General features: G+C 64.4%; 17 protein-coding genes and 1 tRNA gene. 9 read left to right on the plus strand and 9 right to left on the minus strand.

Annotation, left to right across the window (positions count from 1 at the left end; all coding sequences use genetic code 11):
* Window positions 1-7 precede the first annotated feature (7 nt).
* From GEV01_RS21505 to GEV01_RS21515, 3 genes are all read right to left on the minus strand, one after another.
* On the minus strand, window positions 8-553 hold the full coding sequence (locus GEV01_RS21505) for a hypothetical protein (RefSeq protein WP_152807553.1): 546 nt from the start codon (window positions 551-553) through the stop codon (window positions 8-10).
* A gap of 100 nt (window positions 554-653) precedes the next feature.
* On the minus strand, window positions 654-1988 hold the full coding sequence (locus GEV01_RS21510) for a type II toxin-antitoxin system HipA family toxin (protein WP_152807554.1): 1335 nt from the start codon (window positions 1986-1988) through the stop codon (window positions 654-656).
* 3 nt (window positions 1989-1991) lie between these two features.
* Window positions 1992-2249 carry a helix-turn-helix domain-containing protein gene (locus GEV01_RS21515; RefSeq protein ID WP_152807555.1) on the minus strand — a complete coding sequence of 86 codons (258 nt, stop codon included), beginning with the start codon at window positions 2247-2249 and terminating at the stop codon, window positions 1992-1994.
* Window positions 2250-2426: 177 nt separating this feature from the next.
* Between GEV01_RS21515 and GEV01_RS21520 the strand changes: the two genes are divergently transcribed.
* Window positions 2427-2858, plus strand: coding sequence for a hypothetical protein (locus tag GEV01_RS21520; RefSeq protein ID WP_152807556.1), 432 nt, complete (start codon window positions 2427-2429; stop codon window positions 2856-2858).
* 606 nt (window positions 2859-3464) lie between these two features.
* Here GEV01_RS21520 and GEV01_RS21530 read toward each other — a convergent pair.
* The 5 genes from GEV01_RS21530 to GEV01_RS21550 all read right to left on the minus strand — a co-directional run bounded on the left by GEV01_RS21530 (window position 3465) and on the right by GEV01_RS21550 (window position 9134).
* Window positions 3465-3554: transfer RNA gene (locus GEV01_RS21530), tRNA-Ser, on the minus strand.
* Window positions 3555-3615: 61 nt separating this feature from the next.
* Window positions 3616-5703, minus strand: a complete 2088-nt coding sequence (locus tag GEV01_RS21535) for a putative bifunctional diguanylate cyclase/phosphodiesterase (RefSeq protein WP_152807558.1) — start codon at window positions 5701-5703, stop codon at window positions 3616-3618.
* 3 nt (window positions 5704-5706) lie between these two features.
* Entirely contained in the window at window positions 5707-6852 is a 1146-nt protein-coding gene (locus GEV01_RS21540; RefSeq protein WP_235914476.1) for an EAL and HDOD domain-containing protein, read from the minus strand.
* 277 nt (window positions 6853-7129) lie between these two features.
* On the minus strand, window positions 7130-7747 hold the full coding sequence (locus GEV01_RS21545) for a response regulator (RefSeq protein ID WP_152807560.1): 618 nt from the start codon (window positions 7745-7747) through the stop codon (window positions 7130-7132).
* A gap of 22 nt (window positions 7748-7769) precedes the next feature.
* Window positions 7770-9134 (minus strand): cache domain-containing protein, encoded by a 1365-nt coding sequence (locus GEV01_RS21550; RefSeq protein ID WP_152807561.1) that lies wholly within the window; start codon window positions 9132-9134, stop codon window positions 7770-7772.
* A gap of 178 nt (window positions 9135-9312) precedes the next feature.
* Between GEV01_RS21550 and GEV01_RS21555 the strand changes: the two genes are divergently transcribed.
* From GEV01_RS21555 to GEV01_RS21585, 7 genes are all read left to right on the plus strand, one after another.
* Entirely contained in the window at window positions 9313-11397 is a 2085-nt protein-coding gene (locus GEV01_RS21555; protein ID WP_152807562.1) for a carbon starvation CstA family protein, read from the plus strand.
* A complete protein-coding gene (locus tag GEV01_RS21560; protein WP_008446771.1) occupies window positions 11397-11597 on the plus strand; it encodes a YbdD/YjiX family protein in 201 nt (66 codons plus the stop codon). Before GEV01_RS21555 ends, GEV01_RS21560 begins: the two co-directional genes overlap by 1 nt.
* 109 nt (window positions 11598-11706) lie before the next feature.
* Window positions 11707-12573: a ThiF family adenylyltransferase gene (locus tag GEV01_RS21565; RefSeq protein ID WP_152807563.1), complete on the plus strand. Its 867-nt coding sequence runs from the start codon at window positions 11707-11709 to the stop codon at window positions 12571-12573.
* On the plus strand, window positions 12570-13670 hold the full coding sequence (locus tag GEV01_RS21570; RefSeq protein ID WP_152807564.1) for a nitroreductase family protein: 1101 nt from the start codon (window positions 12570-12572) through the stop codon (window positions 13668-13670). The genes GEV01_RS21565 and GEV01_RS21570 overlap by 4 nt, the downstream gene beginning before the upstream one ends.
* Window positions 13670-14344, plus strand: a complete 675-nt coding sequence (locus GEV01_RS21575) for an acyltransferase (protein WP_152807565.1) — start codon at window positions 13670-13672, stop codon at window positions 14342-14344. Before GEV01_RS21570 ends, GEV01_RS21575 begins: the two co-directional genes overlap by 1 nt.
* Before the next feature lie 146 nt (window positions 14345-14490).
* Window positions 14491-15429 (plus strand): PEP-CTERM sorting domain-containing protein, encoded by a 939-nt coding sequence (locus GEV01_RS21580; protein ID WP_152807566.1) that lies wholly within the window; start codon window positions 14491-14493, stop codon window positions 15427-15429.
* A gap of 201 nt (window positions 15430-15630) precedes the next feature.
* Window positions 15631-16554 (plus strand): PEP-CTERM sorting domain-containing protein, encoded by a 924-nt coding sequence (locus GEV01_RS21585; RefSeq protein WP_152807567.1) that lies wholly within the window; start codon window positions 15631-15633, stop codon window positions 16552-16554.
* A gap of 37 nt (window positions 16555-16591) precedes the next feature.
* Here GEV01_RS21585 and GEV01_RS21590 read toward each other — a convergent pair whose 3' ends face one another.
* On the minus strand, window positions 16592-17803 hold the full coding sequence (locus GEV01_RS21590) for a glycosyltransferase (protein WP_152807568.1): 1212 nt from the start codon (window positions 17801-17803) through the stop codon (window positions 16592-16594).
* A gap of 174 nt (window positions 17804-17977) precedes the next feature.
* Between GEV01_RS21590 and GEV01_RS21595 the strand changes: the two genes are divergently transcribed.
* Window positions 17978-19948 (plus strand): hybrid sensor histidine kinase/response regulator (locus GEV01_RS21595; protein WP_152807569.1); only part of this gene is annotated, 1971 nt, incomplete at its 3' end.

Consider the following 19948-nt stretch of genomic DNA (forward strand, 5'->3'; position numbering starts at 1 on the left):
CGGCGCCTCAAGGCGTGCACACGAAAATATAAGTAGCCTTTGCCGGCATTGCCTTCGCGAGCGTAAGGTGTCCGTTCAATCCCGGCAGCGCCTTGTCGATTGCGCTCTGTGCCTCAGTCAGATTTCGGCGTAGTTTTATCGTCTTGTTTTTCTGGTAGATGAAATCGCCGATGTAAACGCTTTGCCATGGAGGCGCCTCAAATGCGCGGACGCCGCCTTCCAGTTCAGTCGAGTTGAACGGGCTATAAACGTAGTGCCCCGCAGGGACATCGAACGCGAAATATTTCGTCTCACCCGGGGTCGAAGGAACGCGCGCATCGGTTCGATTGAATGTCAGGCAGTTGCCGGTAATTTGTTCGGCTTTTAAGTTGTACTCCGCCAGCTGGAGATCGAAACCTGCGTACTCCCACGGCCCTTCCATCTGCACGCCATAGACGATGACGGCGCGATCCTCGCTCGCCACGCCGCCCTGAGGCAGCTCACGTGTTGAGTTGATGACACAGCCGCTTACGCTGAACAAAATAGCCAGAAAAATCCACGAGCATTTCTTCATACAATCCCAATGGTGCCGATACACCGATGCCGTTATGAAGAGCCAAGCATACCATTTTGCTTAAAAGGAAAGCTCGCGGATTATCTCCATTGAATCCGCTTCACTTAGCTGCCATTGCGCTTAACTGCCTGGCGGATCGTGTGACGCTGGCAAAGATCGTCGCCGCAACCCGCTCGGGAAATCCTGATGGCAAGCGCGCGGCGACAGCATCGATCGCCCCACTGGTACGGGCAAGTACCCGCTCAATCACGTCTTCCGCATCGGCGCGGCGGAAGCATCGGGCTGCGGTACTGTTAAAGTGCCTGCGCTGAATATCGGCAAAACGATAGTGCTTATTCTTCCCCATCAACGCCATCGCCATCCTTGCCTTGTGGAGGGAGTATTGATTCGGCCCCTTCCCCTCAATCGGCCAGAGCGACATGACATCATACAAAGGCAACAGCGCGTAGCGCGCCTGCGCCATCAGACGAATACTGAAATTCTTGGCATGACCATCAGGCGCGGCCAACATCCAGAACAGCACTTGCGCAGTGAGCAGCGTCGTCAAGTCCTCGTCCGCGCGCACCGAGCCGCGTAGTACTGCGGCCACATCCGCCAGTCCAGGGCCACCATCGCTCTCGTACTTCAGATGCGGCGGTACGCACAAAGCCTGGCAAAGATCCTCCTGCGGCAGACGCATGAACCAGGTTCCCGATGCGTGCAGCTTGCGGTCGAAACGCTCGACGCCAAGAACCTTCTGTGTGCCAAACTTCAGAATGGCCGTTCTCGCTACCGGCAAACCAAATTCCTCCAACAGGTTCATGCAAAGCCATTCGTTTTCCACAGACGACGTCAGATCGACCTTGCGATGGCCAATCAAACCCAAAGGCAGCTTGAGGATATGGCTTGTGGGTGTAGCCCCATGCGGCAGTATCCAGCCATCGTTGTGCCACAGCAGCGCCGTCTTTTCCTGAACGCCGGCGAGCGAGATGCGCAGATGGTCATCGCCTGGCATTTCCATCGGCGTAGCGACCGTCACTTGCAACAAGTGCTGCTCCACATCCGCTTCGGACATCGGCTTGCCTTCAATGCACATGAGGTTCGTGGGGACATCATCCTCTTTCAGCAGTTGAACAGCGCCCACACAATCCCGCCCCACTTCCTGCAACAAGTCGAAAGCCTCGATAGTATCGAGCTTATAGCGCTCCGCGAGGCGCTTGCGGATAACTTCGCTATCAGGCAGCAGATTGTCGAAGAAATAGCGCACCCGATCGCCGTACAACACAGGGCCGCCGGCGTATGGCAACGATAGCGAGAGTGGCCGGCCAATGGCTGACGCTATCCACCTTTTGTCGTAAATAAACTGCATGGCGCCGCGCGCTGGCAGAATCCACGTGCCGACGCGCTCGCCGTTACTCCAGACCGACAGCGAACGCGAACGAGATTTGCGTCCCATGGCTTACCAATCCGGAGTGGACGAAACCGACTCATCGAGTCCCTCAGCTTTCGGCTGCACCAGTACCTCAAGGCCCAGCGCCGAAATCAAAGCCAGGAATTGTTCAAAGCTGACGCTACCAGGGTCGAGCTCCATGGCGGAGATGCGGCTCTGACTGACGCCCAGTCGCTGCGCAAGTTCAGTCTGCGACAAGCGCGCAGACTTGCGCGCAGCCTGAAGAAGAGGCCCCAATTGCTGGGTGATGGTGATGACTTGCTTCATAAAGCAGAATCATGCAGGTGGCGAATATTTTCAAGATACGCGCCACACGGGTAAATGTCAAATACCTGTTTTACGGGTAGAAATGACCACGAGCGTCACACGAACGTCGAATGCGAACTTATCCGCCAACCAAGGGTCCAATTTCTTCCCTCTTGCTGACTCCAAGGAGATCTTCTCATGTCGCAACGTTTCAAGAATCAGAAAACAAACATCCATGGTGACGGCAACGCTGTCGGTAATAGCAACACTGTAATTGTCAATAAAGAGACGCACAATTATCACGGGGGACCGAACTCTGAGGACTCAGGAACAGGACACATATTTTCAGCCATGTTCGGAATGATCATAGCGATAGTTTTCTTTGCTTACTGGTTCGCAAAATACGCAGACATAATCTACACCTTTGTACTGTTCGCAGCCGTTTGCGGAATCATCATTTCGGCCTCCGCGACGCTATATAACGTCTGGCGAGAATACCCAACCCATGCGGCGCAAAGCGGCTTAATTACAGTCATCGGCATGATTCTGGCCGCCGCAGTACTTCTGGCTATGCCGCCATATCCGCATTGTCAGACACTGAATCCCCGGGGAAAACTGCCGACAGCATAGAAAGCAAGCTGACCGGAATCCCGTCGCTGATCATCACCGGAGTCCTCTGTTGCATAGGTCTGATGGCCCACACTCCGCCCAGCTTTAGCGCATGGCAGCAAACATTCAATTCGCATTCCAGCATCCTTTGTCATGGCAAGCAACATTAGCTCTATGCAAAGCGGCGTCCGCTAAAGGCCCGCAGAATTTCGCACTGGCAGCAGGTAACACGTGCCAGCCCAGTTGACGTCTGATCTCTTCAGGCGTTGGCGGTGGCTCACAAGGCTGCTGCGTGCGGCGCTCCAGGTACTTGCGGACGGATTCTTTGGTGGGATGCGTGACGTCGGTCATAATGCGTCACCGGGTTTAGTCCGGTGCCTCGATCAATTTCAGGTCACCGTTTATGCCGCCGTAGGTGCCGAGGGTTTGGCCCTGCAAGCTTGTGCCTGCAAAGAAAAAAGACTGGCGCTCTGCGTGTGGGATTAGAAGTGGGGGTAAGCGCGCCCTCGGCGCGCTGGGCTGGACGCCTTGCGCCTAACAATTGGGCGATTCGTCCGGAAATAAAAAAACCGCCAGCACCGAACGCGATCTTGAGCGGGTTCTGGCTGGCGGTTTTTTTTATTTTTCTGGCGGAAGCGGTGAGATTCGAACTCACGAACAGTTTAACCCGTCGCTAGTTTTCAAGACTAGTGCCTTCAACCACTCGGCCACGCTTCCTAAGTGTGCAGCATTATACAGAACTCACCCTCACTTGGGTGCCAAAACCGTCGATCCGCCCTCAGGCCGCCCGACTGGCACGCCCCGGCGTCCAGTTCTCGCGCAGCGCCTCTTCGAACGCCTCCGCCTCCAACGGCCGCGAGAACAGGTATCCCTGCACCTCATCGCAGCCCGAATTCTTCAGGAAAGCCAGTTGCTCCACCGTCTCCACGCCCTCGGCAATCACCTTGTGCTTGAGCTGCTGCGCGATGCTGATGATGGTGTTGGCAATCGCACAATCATTGGCATCACCGGGGATACCAATGGTGAACGAACGGTCGATCTTCAAAGTATCGATCGGGAAACGCTTCAGATACGACAAGCTCGAATACCCGGTACCGAAATCGTCCAGCGACAAGGTCACGCCCAGCGCCGTGATGCGGTCCATGATGCCGATCACGCGGTCGATGTTGTGCATCAGCGTGCTTTCGGTGATCTCCAGCTCCAGCCACGACGGCTCCAGCCCGTAGCGCGTCAGCGTATCCTGCACGCGCCCCGGCAGGGCCGAGGTGAACTCGCGCGCGGAGACGTTGACCGCCAGCCGTATCGGCGGCAGCCCCGCGTCCTTCCACTGCTTGGCCTGCGCACAGGCCGCTTCCAGCACCCATTCGCCGACCTGCACCACCAGCCCGGTAGCCTCGGCCAGCGGAATGAATTCGGCCGGCGGCACCAGGCCGCGCACCGGATGGCGCCAGCGCACCAGCGCTTCGGCGCCGATGATCTTGCCGTTGTCGATGCAGAACTTGGGCTGGTAGTGCAGCAGCAGCTCGCCGTTGCCCAGCGCGTGGCGCAGGCCCGATTCGATCCGCATGCGCTCCTGCATGCCCTGGTTCATGTCCTGACTGTAGAACGCGACGTGATCGCCTTCCGCCCCGCCCTCCTGCTTGGCGCGGTACATGGCGATGTCCGCCAGCCGCAACAGCGTTTCGGCGTCGCCGCCATCCTGCGGGTAGACGCTGATGCCGATGCTGCCACCGACGCGCAGGTCGTGGCCGTCGATCAAAATCGGCGTGTTCAGCGTGCCCAGCAGCTTTTGCGCCACCATGCTCGCTTCGAAATGCTGGCCGATGTCGAACAGGCCGACGGCGAATTCATCGCCGCCCAGCCGCGCCACCAGGTCCTGGTCGCGCAGCACGGCGCGGAAGCGGCGCGCGACTTCGCACAGCAGCTCGTCGCCGATCTTGCGACCCAAGGTGTCGTTGATCAGCTTGAAGCGGTTGAGGTCGATGAACAGCACGCAGCCATGCAGCCGGCTGCGCTGCGCCACCGTCAGCGCCTGGTCGACCAGCTTGGTCAGCAGCGAGCGGTTCGGCAGGTTGGTCAGCGCATCGTAGTAGGCCAGGTGGTGGATGCGTTCCTCCGCCATCTTGCGTTCGGTGATGTCGGTCAGGTAGGCGATCAGGCCGATGGCGCGGTCGTTGATGTCGCGCAGCGGCGACAGCGACAGGCTGGCCCAGAACACTTCTCCCGACTTCTTTTTGCGCCGCACTTCCATCAGGCGTCCGCCCTGCTCCAGGAAGGTGTCGTCGAAGCTCTCGTCTTCGTCGTCGTACAGGAACAGGATGTTGCGCCCCACCGCTTCCACCGCGCTGTAGCCGAACAGGCGCTCCGCGCCCTTGTTCCAGCTGATGATGAAGCCGTTCATGTCCATGGTCAGCACGGACTCGTGGATGTGGTCGAGGATCTGCGCCTGGTGCTGCAGCTGCGATTCCACCTGCACGTAGGCATGGGTGGAGCGCTGCGCCAGCGAGTGCACTTGCAGCACGCTGCCGGCCAGGTTGGCCAGGCTGGCCAAGTGCTGGCGGTCGATGTCGGTGTAGTGCTGCTGGCGGCCGGAGACGACGAAACGGCCGAAGTACTGGTCGTCGAACAGCACGTCCTGGGTCAGCACGGGCACGGCGTCGTCGTTGGCGGCCAGCACCTCCACCACCGGCGGCTTGAGCAGCATGGCGTGGGTGTCGGCCGGCAGGAATTCGCCCAGCGGACTGTTCATCACGCCACGGACGATGCGCCCCAGTTCCTCGTTGAGTGCAGCTCCGCGCAAGCGCAGCACCGCGTCGCATAAAGCCGCGCTGCTGCTCAGGAAATCGGAGACTGGGTGCGCGAACATGGCTTATATATTCCTGCTCACCTGGATGGCCCAGTGGTATGCCTGCAATTGCGCGCCCCAGTAGGTTTCGCGGTCGAGACCGGCCTTGTCCAGGCCGGCTGCGTCGTGCCGTTCCACCAATGCCAGCAGCTCGCCCAGCGGGCCGGCGCGGTCCAGCAGCGCCATCACCACGTCGAGGTCGAGGCTGAGCGCGGCGACGATTTCGGTCATCGGCATGTCCAGCAGCACGTCCAGCAGCGAGAACACGCCGGCCACGAAAGCCATGTCCTGCTGGTCGCGTTCCCAGCCCAGCGCCTTGCTCAGCGCTTCCATCTGCGAGGCGCGCACGGCCGCCAGCGGCAGCAGCGGATTGGCCATGCCGTCGTCCTGCTGGCGCGCGTACAGCAGCAATTGCAGCCAGCGCTGCAGCTGGCGGCGGCCCAGCACGTTGATGGCCTGGCCGAAGCTGTGGATCGGCGAACTGAGCGCGAACGCGGCCGAGTTCACCAGCTTGAGCAAATGGTAGGACAGCGCCGGGTCTTGCTTGAGCAGCACTTCCAGTTCGCGCGAGTCGGCGTCGCGGGCCAGCAGGCCCAGCAGCGCCAGCAGGCGCTTGCGCGAGGTGCCGTCGCCGGCGTTGGTGTCTTGCGGCGGATGCATGGCGAAGTCGCCGGCAAACCAGCTGAAGCCGGCCTTGGCGCATTCGGCGATGCGGTGTTCGCTGCCCATGCCGGTGGCCAGGTGCGGTCCCGGCTGGGCCACCAGCGCCAGCACCGGCGGCATGATGAGGGAAGCGTCGACCATCAGCGAGCGCGCGCCACACAGCGTGGCGGCCATGCCGGCCACGCCTTCGACCATGATGCGGTAGCCGGCGTCGGCATAGCCGGCCAGTTTCTTTTGTACGGGAATCTCGGAACAGGCGGCGGCCGGCACGCGCAGCACCACGCGGTTGGGCGGCAGTTCGGACAGCTGCGACAGCTCCAGCAGGGCCGGATTGGCGACCGGCAGGATGCAGTCCAGCGGCGCCAGCGCGGCGAATACGTCGGGAGTCTTGAGCAAGGTCAGCGCCGCCTGGAAGGCGTCGCCCGAGTCTGCGGACAATTCAAAAGTCAGGGCCACCCACTCGTTGTGAGCGTTGGACACCGCTTGTAATTCCACCAGTGGAAACATGCTAGTTTCAGGCGCAGACATCAATATCTCATTGAAGGTTGTGCGCGCAATCTTAGATCAAGCATTGACATTAAGCAATCAATAACCATCTGTCAGTATTGTTATTTCCAATACGACCAGTATAAGACCAATCATCGCGCGCGAACGTTATCTTTTATACAATTGCAATTACACAACCGGTGCAGGAATATAGCAGATATTGCCGCACAAACACGCACTGTTAGGAATTGCTTAACGGAATTAGAGTCGATTCTCAATATTTACAACATGCTAGCGCTTACTGAACGTGCTGGACCGCGAAGCGTATCAGCTCGGCCTGCCCTTCGATGCCCAGCTTGCGCTTGATGTTGAGGCGGTGCGTTTCGACGGTGCGTACGCTGAGGTCGAGCGCGCGGGCGATCTGCTTGTTCGATTCGCCGTTGGCGATGTGGCGCAGCACTTCGTGCTCGCGCAGGGTCAGCTGGTTGTCCTGGTTTTGCGGCTGGGCCAGCTGGCGGGCCAGCGCCGCGCTGTAGTAGATGCCGCCGGACATGACGGTCTCGATGGCCACGACGATGTCCTTGCCGGGCGCATCCTTGAGCACATAGCCGCGCGCGCCGGCCTGGATGGCTTGCGACACATACTCCAGCTTGTCGTGCATGGACAGGATCAGCACGGCGATGTGCGGAAACGCCTGCTTGAACTGGGCCGTGGCTTCGATGCCGTTGGTGCCGCGCATATTAATGTCCATCAGCACCAGGTCGACCTCGCACTGCGCGGCCTGCTCCAGCGCCTCGGCCGCGCCACCGGCCTCGGCCACGACGCGGAATTGCGGCATCGCCTCCAGCCGCGCGCGCAGGCCGTCGCGCACCAGGGGATGGTCGTCGACCAGCAGGATTTTGATAGTGGAAGTCATGTCGTAATCTTTATAAACTGTTTTAACTGTATTCATTGCCGGCAAACGCCGTGACCACCGTGCCGTCGCTGGACGAGGCGATGTCGAAGCGGCCGCCGATGGCGTCCATGCGCTCCATCATATTGCGCAAGCCGATGCCGCGCTTGGGATGCAGGGCGATGCCTTCGGCGTCGAAGCCGGCGCCGTCGTCGCGGATGCGCAGCGTGACGCCGCCGCGCTCGCCGGTCAGGCGGATCTCGATGCGGCTGGCGCCGGCGTGGCGCTCGATATTGGTCAGCGCCTCCTGCGCCAGGCGGAACAGCACGGTGTTGGCGACATCCGGCAACTCGTCGGTGCAACCCTCCGCTTCGAAGTGTACCGGGGTTCCACTGCTGAGGGTGTACTCCTGGCCGAGGTGGTGCAGCGCCGCCGCCAGGCCGAGGTCGTCGAGGATGGCCGGGCGCAGATTGTGCGAAATGCGGCGCACCTCGCCCATCACGTTGTTGAGCTGGTCCGCCGCGTGTTCGAAGGCGGCCTGCGCGGCCTGCTGCTGGCCGGCCTGGCCCGAGGTCAGGCGAATGATGCCGGCCTCGATCTGCAGCTTGATCGACACCAGCCACTGGCTGATGCCGTCGTGCAGGTCGCGCGACAGCCGCGCCCGCTCCTCTTCCTGCGATTCCACCACCCGCTGGGCCAGCACCTTGAGCTTGGCGTCGGCCACGCGCAGCTCGCTGATATTGAGCGCCAGCCCGGAGCTGCCCACCGCCACCGCTGCCGCGATGGCGATGGCGGCGATCCACAGCATGGTGTTGTGGATGTTGCCGGACTGCTGGACGTCGACCTTGGCCAACGCGCGGTCGACATCGTCGAGATAAATGCCGGTGCCCATCATCCAGCCCCATTTCGGCATCGGGATCACGTAGCCGAGCTTGGCGCCGGATTTGTGCGTGGACGGCTTGACCCACATGTAGCGTTCCAGCCCGCCGCCCGCCCTGGCCCGTTGCAGCAGCTTCTGGATGGTCGGCTGGCCCTGCTCGTCGCGCATCTCGTACAGGTTGCGGCCCACCAGCTCGGGCTGGCGCGGATGCATCAGCGTGTTGCCCTGCATATCGTAGACGAAGAAATAGCCGTCGTCGCCGTAGCTGAGCGAGGACAGGATGCGCTTGGCCTCGTTGCGGGTGGCCTCGTCGTCGCGGCCGGATTCGTACAGGTGGGCGATCGAATGCGAGGCCAGCGCGACGTAGTGACGCAGCTCCGCCTCCTTGCTGCTCAGGTAGGCTTGCTGGATGGTGTCGCGCTGCTGCTGGGCCAGCAGCACCGACTGGTGGCGCACCGCCAGCGCGATGGCGATCAGCGCCAGGATCAGCGGCGTGATGGCGAGGAAGATGACTTTTTGCCGCAACTTCATGAGATTCCGTCCCGATTGATGCCGTAGCGCGATTCTACGCTTCCCGCCGTCCCGGCCGGCTACGTAGTTGTACCGAGCGATAGTGCGTAGTGCTGCGCTTGTGGCGGTTATCAGCTTCCTGAATACTGGTCATAAGCTGCCCGCATTGAAAGCAGCGCCCCAAAACCTTGGAGGAAGCATGAAAACACTGCACCATACCGCGCCACCCACGCTGGCCAGCCGGCTGGGCTGGGCCGCGCTCGCCCTGTGCGGCGCCGCGGCGCTCGGCGTCATCGCGCTCAAGCGCGGCGAATCCGTCAGCGCCATCTGGATCGTCATCGCCGCCGTCTGCGTCTACCTGATCGCCTACCGCTTCTACAGCTTGTTCATCGCCGACAAGGTGCTGGGCCTGGACGCCCGCCGCATGACCCCGGCCAACAAGCTCAACGATGGCCTCGACCACGTGCCGACCAATAAGTACGTGCTGTTCGGCCACCACTTCGCCGCCATCGCCGGCGCCGGCCCGCTGGTCGGCCCGGTGCTGGCCGCGCAGATGGGCTATCTGCCCGGCATGCTGTGGATACTGGCCGGCGTGGTGTTTGCCGGCGCGGTGCAGGATTTCATCGTGCTGTTCATTTCCATGCGCCGCGACGGCCGCTCGCTGGGCGACCTGATCAAGTCCGAACTGGGCCAGATCCCCGGCATGATCGCGCTGCTGGGCACCTTCATGATCATGGTCATCATCCTGGCGGTGCTGGCGCTGATCGTGGTGAAGGCGCTGACCGGCTCGCCTTGGGGCAGCTTCACCGTGATGGCCACCATTCCTATCGCGCTGTTCATGGGCGTGTACTCGCGCTATATCCGCGTCGGCCGCATCGGCGAAGTGTCGATCATCGGCTTCGTGCTGCTGATGGCGGCCATCTTCGGCGGCCAGCTGGTGCAGGAAAACCCGGCCTTGGCGCCGATGTTCACCTTCACCGGCACCGAGCTGACCTGGATGCTGATCGGCTACGGCTTCGTCGCCTCGGTGCTGCCGGTGTGGCTGCTGCTGGCGCCGCGCGATTACCTGTCGACCTTCCTCAAGATCGGCACCATCGTCGGCCTGGCGCTGGGCATCGTGGTGGTCGCGCCTTACCTGAAAATGCCGGCGATGACCAAGTTCATCGACGGCACCGGCCCGGTCTGGGCCGGCTCGCTGTTCCCCTTCCTGTTCATCACGATTGCCTGCGGCGCCGTGTCCGGCTTCCACGCGCTGATCTCGTCGGGCACCACGCCCAAGATGATCGAGAATGAAACCCACGCCCGCTTCATCGGCTACGGCGCGATGCTGATGGAATCGTTCGTCGCCATCATGGCGCTGGTGGCCGCCTCGACCATCGAACCGGGCGTCTACTTCGCCATGAACAGCCCGGCCGCGCTGATCGGCACCACGGCCGAGTCCGCCGCGACGGCGATCTCGCAGTGGGGCTTCTACGTCACGCCGGAAATGCTGACCCAGACCGCCAGGGATGTCGGCGAGCACAGCATCATCTCGCGCGCCGGCGGCGCGCCGACGCTGGCGGTGGGCATGGCCCACATCCTGTCGGGCGTGATCGGCGGCAAGGTCATGATGGCTTTCTGGTACCACTTCGCCATCCTGTTCGAAGCGCTGTTCATCCTGACGGCGGTGGACGCCGGCACCCGCGCCGGCCGCTTCATGCTGCAGGATTTGCTGGGCGCCTTCGTGCCGGCCATGAAGCAGACCGAGAACGTGTTCGCCAACCTGACCGCGACCGGCCTGTGCGTGGCGGCCTGGGGCTACTTCCTGTACCAGGGCGTGGTCGATCCGCTGGGCGGCATCAACACCTTGTGGCCGCTGTTCGGCATCGCCAACCAGATGCTGGCGGCGATCGCGCTGATACTCGGCACCTGCGTGCTGTTCAAGATGAAGCGCGCCAAGTACGCGTGGGTGACGATGGTGCCGACCGCGTGGCTGCTGATGTGCACGCTGACGGCGGGCTTCCAGAAAATCTTCGACGCCAATCCGAAAGTCGGCTTCCTGGCGCACGCCGCCAAGTACCAGGCCGCCTTCGACCAGGGCAAGCTGCTGGCGCCGGCCAAGTCGGTGGCGCAGATGCAGCAGGTGATCTTCAACGATTACCTGGATGCGTCGCTGGCGGGCTTCTTCGTGATCGTGGTGCTGAGCGTGCTGGTGTTCGGCATCCGCACCGTGCTGGTGGCGCGCGCCGCCGCTCAGCCGACCGCCAAGGAAAGCCCGATGGTGCTGATGCCCAAGGTGCAGTGATGCTCGGCGAAATCGCCAAGGCCGGCCGCTATCTCGGACAAAGCATGCGTCTGATGATGGGCCTGCCGGAATACGACACCTACGTCACGCACCGGGAAAACACCCATCCGGGCGAGCCGATGATGACGTACGAGGAGTTCTTCCGCGAACGCCAGGAAGCCCGCTACGGCGGCGCGGGCAAGCGCGGCGGTTGCTGCTAAATGAATCCGGGGCGAGTCCCCGGATTTTTTTCGTCAATGCGGGAACTATTCCACATACCCTCATGTCCAACTCCCTTGAGCCGCGCAATCGGCACATTCAGGGAGACGCATGTCACACGATTTTTCATACCAACAGGCCTTTGCCCGCAACATCGGCTGGGTCACGCAGGCGGAACAGTCTGTGCTGCGCGGCAAGCGCATCGCCATTGCCGGCATGGGCGGCGTCGGCGGCGTGCATTTGCTGACGCTGGCCCGGCTCGGCGTCGGCGCCTTCCACATTGCCGACTTCGACACCTTCGACATCGCCAACTTCAACCGGCAGGTGGGCGCCACCATGTCCACGCTGGGCCTGCCCAAGGTCGAGGTGCTGGCCGCCATGGCGCGCGACATCAACCCGGAGTTGCAGATCGAGCGCTTCCCCACCGGCGTCGACGGCAGCAACCTGGCGCAATTCTTCGACGGCGTCGACCTGTACGTGGACGGCCTGGACTTCTTCGCCTTCGGCGCGCGCCAGGCCACTTTCGCCGCCTGCGCGCGGCTGGGCATCCCGGCCATCACGGCGGCGCCGCTGGGCATGGGCACGGCGGTGCTGAACTTCCTGCCGGGTAAAATGACGTTCGAACAGTACTTCGGCTGGGGCCAGCTGCCGGACGAGGAAAAGGCGCTGCGCTTCCTGGTCGGCCTGGCGCCGGCCGGACTGCATGCGGCCTACCTGGTCGATCCGTCCAGCATCAACCTGAAGGAGCAGCGCGGGCCGTCGACCATCATGGGCTGCGAACTGTGCGCGGGCGCAGCCGCCACCGAGGCGCTGAAGATATTGCTCAACCGTGGCCAGGTCGACGCCGCGCCGCGCGGTTATCATTTCGACGCCTATCGTAACAAGCTGGTGCGCACCTGGCGTCCCGGCGGCCACCGCCACCCGCTGCAGCGGTTGACCATGATGCTGGTGAAGCGCCGGCGCAAGGAACAGACATGAGCAAGATGGAACAGCATCTCGATGCCACGCTGGAGCAGATCCTGGAGCTGGCGCGCTGGGCGCCCAGCGGCGACAACACCCAGCCGTGGCGCTTCGAAATCCTCGACACCCGCCGCCTGGTGGTGCACGGCCACGATACGCGCGACCATTGCGTCTACGACCTCGACGGCCATCCCAGCCAGATCTCGCTGGGCGCGCTGCTGGAGACGATGGCGATCGCCGCCAGCGCCCACCAGCTGGAACTGCGCGCCATGCGCCACGTCGAAGCGCCGGACCACCATCCCACCATCAGCGTCGAGTTCGTGCCGGCGCCGCAGCTGGAAGCCGATCCGCTGGCCGACTTCATCCTGCCGCGCAGCGTGCAGCGGCGCCCGCTAAGCCGGCGTCCGCTGACGCCTGCCGAGAGGGCCGCGCTGACATCGGCGCTGCCGGATGGCTATCAGGTGCACTGGCTGGAAGGTTCGCAGCGGCTGGCCGCGGCGCGGCTGATGTTCCGCAACGCCAAGCTGCGCCTGACGATGCCGGAAGCGTGGCAGGTGCACAAGTCCGTGATCGAATGGAACGCCCGCTACAGCGAGGACCGCATCCCCGACCAGGCGCTGGGCGTGGACGCCGCCACCGCCAGGCTGATGCGCTGGGTGATGCAGCGCTGGCAGCGGGTGGCCTTCTTCAACACCTGGCTGGCCGGCACGCTGGCGCCGCGTTTGCAGATGGACCTGATCCCCGGCCTGGCCTGTGCCGCCCATTTCGTGCTGACGGCGCCGCGCAAGCCCCAGCGCGTCGACGACTACCTGGCAGCCGGCCGCGCCATGCAGCGCTTCTGGCTGACCGCCACGGCGCAGGGTTTGCAGTTGCAGCCGGAGCTGACGCCGCTGATCTTCGCCCGCTACGTGCGCGAGGGCCGCGTGTTCTCCGCCACGCCCGGCATGCAGCAGCGCGCCGAGGAACTGTCGCGCCAGGGCGCGCGCCTGACCGGCCAGGCCGTGTGGGAGACGGCGGTGTTCATGGGCCGCATCGGCGCCGGCCCGGCGGCGTCGGCGCGCTCGCTGCGCATGCCGTTGCGCGCGCTGCTGGTCGGCCCCGGCGGGAGGCCTTGATGCGCGCCATCAAGCCGGCGCAGATCGCGCTGTTCCTGGTGCTGCTGGCGGCCATCCTGACGCTGGCCCTGCTGACCACCTCGCTGCTGCTGGGCGAGCTGCCGCTGGGCGATTTCCGCGGCGTCACGCTGGTGTTCGCCGCCGTGCTGCTGGTCTACCTGTACGCCTTCCTGGTGTACCGCGCCTTCCTGTACGCGCTGCCGCTGCAGGAAGGCGTGGTGCCGGAAAATTCGCGGCAGGAACTGGCGGCCAACGTCAACATCCTGTTCTACCTGTTGCTGTTCAATTCGCTGATCCGCACCCACTTCCTGCCGGTACCGCTGCAGCGCCTGGTCTACCTGGCGCTGGGCGCCGAGCTGGGCGCCAACACCTACAGCGCCGGCGCCATCCTCGACCCGCCGCTGACCCGCATCGGCAGCAACACCATCGTCGGCCACGACGCCGTCATCTTCGCCCACGTGATCGAGGGCAGCAGGCTGGAGCTCAAGGCCGTCGTCATCGGCGACACCGTCACCATCGGCGCGGCCGCCGTCATCATGGCGGGCGTGCGGATCGGCGACCATGCCATCGTCTCGGCCGGCGCCGTCGTCACCAAGGACAGCATCATCGGCGCCGGCGAAATCTGGGGCGGCATTCCGGCCCGCCGGCTCAAGGCGGCAGCGCTGCCGCAGTGACGGTTTTTTTTACAGTGCCGCGCGGCCGGCGCCGCGAGGCGGCCACAAGCCTTTGATTCCGTACACATCAAGGATGCTGGCAAGCGTCTTGCTCCAGTGCCGGGACAATCCCGATTCCGGGCTTGTGATCCAGCCAGGGAGCAACCATGAACAAACATACACCGGCCATGGCCGCCGCCGTCATCGCCGCCGCGCTGGCGTCGCCTGCCGCCCATGCCGGCCCGGCAGTCGGGCTGGACCCGACCGGCAGCGGCAGCTACAGCAGTTATGCCGACCTGTGGACCAACGTCACCAACACCGCGCTGGCCTCCGGCTTCATCCCCGGCTCCAGCGTCGGCGGCGGCCCCGGCTTCGGCCCCGCCGCAGTGCCTTACCTGAGCGAGCTGCGTTCGCAGATGGTGATCGGCACCATGTCGAACGGCTCGGCCATCATCACGCCCGGCGGCCTGAACACCGGCTTCGAACTGAGCGCCGTGGTGCGCTTCGAGGAACTGGTGGACCGCCAGACGCCCACCTCCGCCCACTTCTCGCTGCCGGCCAGCCAGTCGGCCGCGATGGATGTCGATGCGCTGCACGCCGGCGTGCAAAACATCGCCTTCTACTTCGACCGCTACGGCCCCGGCGCCGCCAGCAAGGCCGTGCCCGGCGACGGCCCCGGCACCGTGCGCTGCTACGGCGCCGGTTCCACCTCGGCCGGCTGCGGCGAGCCCGGCGACCCGGACGGCGACGGCCTGATGGTCATGTCCGGCCACCTGATCTTCAACGAGGCCAATGTCACCACCGCCGGCGGCATCTCCACCGGCGCCTTCGACATGCGCTTCATGATCGATTACGTCGACGCCCGCTATCTCGACGTCGTCACCGGCGCAGTGTTCCAGAACAACGTCACCGGCGCCGCCACCATCCCCTCGCTGTACACGCCGGCCACCATGTGGGACGGCACGCCGCCGTCCGGCGTGCCGCTGATGAAGTTCGACGGCTCGGGCTCGTTCGCGCTGGCGGTGCCCGAACCCGCCACGCTGGCCTTGCTTGGCCTGGGCTTGGCCGGCCTGGCGCTGAACCGGCGACGGCCGCCGGCAGCCTGATGCCCGCCTTTCGGCCCGGCCCCCAGCCGGGCTTTTTTTCGGGCGGCGGCAACGACGGAATTCTTTACACCGCCCCCGCGCCACACGCGCCGCAGCATCCCAAGCCCTTGATTTGATTCACATGCGATCCATTGGCAAGGCTTTTGCTCTGAAGTCGGTACGATCCCGATTTCCGGGTTCATATCTTTCTAGGGAGCACACATGAACAACCTCAAATCCGCCCTGGCCGCCGCGATGATGAGCACCTCGCTGGCCGCCGTGGCTGGCCCCACCGTGGGCCTGGATCCCACCGGCTCCGGCACCTACACCACCTATGCCGATCTGTGGACCAACGTCACCGATACCGCGCTGGCCAGCGGCTTCGTTCCCGGCCTCAGCGTCGGTCCCGGCGGCGCCGCCCCTTACCTGACCGAGCTGCGCACGCAGATGGTGGTCGGCACCATGTCGAATAGCAACATCCCGGCCATCGTCACGCCGGCCGGCCTGAACACCAATTTCGAAATCAGCAAAGTGGTGCGCTTCCAGGAGCTGGTCGACCTGCAAACCCCGACCACCGCGCACTTCACGCTGCCCGCCGCCCAGTCGGCCGCGATGGACGTCGACCCGCTGCATGCCGGCGTGCAAAACCTCGCCATCTTCTTCGACCGCCTGGTGCCGGCCGCCGGCCCCAACAGCAAAGCCGTGCCCGGCAACGGCGTCAACACCGTGCGCTGCTACGGTGAAGGCCCGACCTCGGCCGGTTGCGGCGGCGTCGGCGATCCCGACGGCGACGGCATCATGATCCTGTCCGGCCACCTGGTGTTCAACGACGCCAGCTTCACCGCCACCGGCCCGGTGGGCACCGGCTCCTTCGATTCGCGCTTCATGATCGACTACGTGGATCCGGCCTACCTGGACATCGTCACCGGCTCCATCTTCCAGGACAAGATCACCGGCACCACCAACGTGCCGTCCTTCTTCACGCCCACCACCATGTGGGACGGCGCCACGCCCACCACGGTGCCTTTCCTGAAGGTCGATTCCTCGCAAAGCTTCGCCGCCGTGCCGGAACCGGCCACGCTGGCCCTGCTCGGCCTGGGCTTCGCCGGCCTGGCGCTGGGACGCCGCCGCATCGTGCCATCGTGAACCGGGACGGACCCGCGCAACGGGCGGGTCCGTTTTTTCAATGCCGGCCGTCCATCGCGCGCCGCAGCATGTCATCGAAGCGCTGCGCCACATCGTAGCGCTGGAACAGCGTCGCCACCCGCGACGCCGCCGCGCGCGCCTCGCCGGGCTCCAGCAGGGCCAGCACCGCGCGCCGCAACGCCTCTTCGTTCAGCCGGTCCGAGCGCAACAGGATGCCGGCGCCCATCGCCACCACGCCGCGCATGTTCAGATACTGGTCCAGATTGCCCGCGATGCCCAGCACCGGCACCCCGGCCGCCAGCGCCTGCTGGCAGGTCGGGCTGCCGCCATTGCAGATCACCAGCCGCGCGCGCCGCGCCGCCTCCTCGCCCGGCAGATAGGTGGCCACTTGCGCATTGTCCGGCAGCACGCCGGGATCGGCCTGGCCGGCGGTGGCGGCGACCACGCGCAGCGGCAGGCCGGCCAGCGTCTGCAATATCTGCGGCAGCAAGGCGCCTTGTCCCGAGCTGCCCAGCGTGACGTAGATGATGGGCAGGTCCGTCGGCAGCAGCTCCCACCAGGACGGCGGCGGCGTCGGCGGCGACCACGTCACCGGCCCCAGGTAGGCGTGTTGCTGCGGCAAACCCACCGCAGGGAACATTTCCGGGATGTCCGGATACAGCACGTAGTCGGCGTCGGCGTACACGCGGCGCAAGTCATAGCCCAATGACGGCAGGCGGTAGGCCCGCCGCACGCGGTTCAGCGGCACGCTGTGCAGCGCGAACGCCAGCGGCCTGGCCAGCCGGAACAGGCGGTCGGCCAGCGCGATCGGCAGCGCGCGCGCCAGCCCGATTGCCGGCACCGTGTAGCGCTGCGGCACGTAGGGACTCCAGTAGGCATTGATCAGGCCGACATACGGCACGCCCGCCACGCGCGCGCTGACCGACAGCGACAGGCGGAAATCGCCCACCACCACATCCGGCCGCACCGCATGCAGCAGGCGCAGGTCGTCCTCCACATAGCGCCGTAGCGTGGCGCTGTCGTACACCGGCTTGCCGGCCGCCAGCGCCGCCAGGAAACGCTCGCTGGAGATGCTGCTCACCGTCCAGCTGTTGAGCCGGCTGCCGTGGAAAAAACTTTCGTAGCCGGGCGCGCAGGCGAAGTGCACATCGTACTGTTGCGGCGACAGCATCTGCGCGAGCGCCAGCGGCCGGCCCACATGCGCCAGCGTGACCACCTCCGCCACGAACAGGATTTTTTTGCGTTCCATGCTCCCAGCTTGCGGCGCTGCCCAAGGCGTTGTTTGAGAATGCGCAAAGGTGCGGGGATTAGATGCAGATCAAGGCCGCAGCGATGCGGACGCTATATTTTTCCTATTGGCACCTACTGATCAGCCTGCCGCGCCGACGCTTTCGGCGTCCACCGTTTGCCAGCGACTACAGCAATGTTCAATTTCGAACGTTCCGGTCTGAGCCAGAAGCTGACCATCATCTCAGTGCTGTCCACCGGCAGCGCGCTGATGCTGGTCTTCATCGCGTTTGCCGCCACCTCCATCCTCAGCCGCACCGACGACGAGCGCAAGCAACTGGCTACGCTGGCCGGCGTGATCGGCAACAACAGCTTGGCGGCCTTGCAGGTCGCCGACGGCAAGCAGGCCGAGCAACTGCTGGCCACGCTGGCGGTGGAAGACGAGATCCAGCAGGCCGCGCTCTACGACAGCGCCGGCAAGCTGCTGGCGCGCTACACCTCCGCCACCCTGCCCGGCGCGCAGGATGCGCCGGAACAATTGCCGGAGCCGCGGACGACCCGGGAAATCAGCACCTTCCACAGCGGCCCGCCGTGGGCGCCGGCGATGCGGCTGCTGCGTCCGGTGCGCAGCAACGACGAGCTCATCGGCACCGTGATGATCGAAGGCGCGCAGACCCGCATGTGGGTCGATCTGTTCAAGAACCTGGCCGCCGCCGCCGTGGCCGCCATGCTGTCCTTCATGATGGCGCTGCTGACGGCGGCCCGCTTCAAGGGCAGCATCGCCGAGCCGGTCGGCAAGCTGATCGCGGCGGCGCAGCAGGTCAGCCGCGGCCAGCCGACGCCGCGCATCGTCCACCAGCGCAGCGACGAGCTGGGCGCGCTGACCGACAGCTTCAACGACATGCTGGCCCAGGTCGAGGCGCGCGACGGCGCGCTGGCGCAATACCGCGACCAGCTCGAACGCCAGGTCGGCGTGCGCACCGAGCAGCTGGAAAAAGCCAAGAACGCCGCCGAGGCCGCCAGTCAGGCGAAGAGCGCCTTCCTCGCCACCATGAGCCACGAAATCCGCACGCCCATGAACGGCGTGCTCGGCATGACCGAACTGCTGCTGGCCACGCGCCTGTCCGAACAGCAGCGCCACTACACCAGCATGGTCAAGCGCTCGGGCGAGCACTTGCTGGTCATCATCAACGACATCCTGGATTTTTCCAAGATCGAGGCCGGCAAGCTGACCGTCGAGTACATCCATTTTAATTTCCGTGAGCTGCTCGACGACATCGACAACGTCTTCTCGCCGCAGGCGCAGGCCAAGGGCATACGCCTGGAACTGGCGATCGCCTACGATATCCCGATCGCCATCTGCGGCGATCCCAACCGGCTGCGCCAGGTGATCTTCAACCTGCTGGGCAACGCGATCAAGTTCACCGACAGCGGCAAGATCACGGTCAAGGTGGCCGTGGTGCACGAGGATGCGCAGACCGTCGGCCTGCGCTTCGAAGTGCACGACACCGGCATCGGCGTCTCCAGCGAAGCGCGCGCGCGCATTTTCGATTCCTTCTCGCAAGCCGACGGTTCCACCACCCGCAAGCACGGCGGCACCGGCCTGGGATTGGCGATCTCCAAACAACTGGTGGAGCTGATGGGAGGCACGATAGGCGTCGACCATGCGCTAACTCAAGGATCGATCTTTTGGTTTGCCGTAAATTTTGACAAACGTCGTATCGATGTCGACGATCCTTCTTTCCACGCCACCCAGGAATGCCGCGCTTTGATTGTCGACGAGAACCCCGCCAGCCGGAGCGAGCTGGAACAGTTGCTGGCCAGCTGGCGCATCGCCAGCAGCATCGCCAGCGCCACCGACGCCCTGCCGCAACTGCGGCAGGCGGCGGCGCGCGGCCATCCCTACGACGCCGTGCTGCTGGACATGGAGTTGCCGCGCACCAGCGGCCTGGCGCTGGCCGCCGCCATCCGCGCCGAGCCGGCGCTGGCGGCGTCGCGGCTGCTGTTGCTGAGCACCGAACGCAACGCCGCCGACGGCGTGCAGCGGCGCGAAGCCGGCGTCGCCTTTCAACTGATCAAACCGCCGCGCGCCTGCGACCTGTTCGACTGCCTGCTGGCGCCGGGCCGCAGCACGCCGCCGCCAGCCGCGCGCCCGGCCGACACGCCG

The organism is Rugamonas rivuli (assembly GCF_009380165.1).
In the GTDB taxonomy this organism is placed as follows: Bacteria; Pseudomonadota; Gammaproteobacteria; order Burkholderiales; family Burkholderiaceae_D; genus Rugamonas; species Rugamonas rivuli.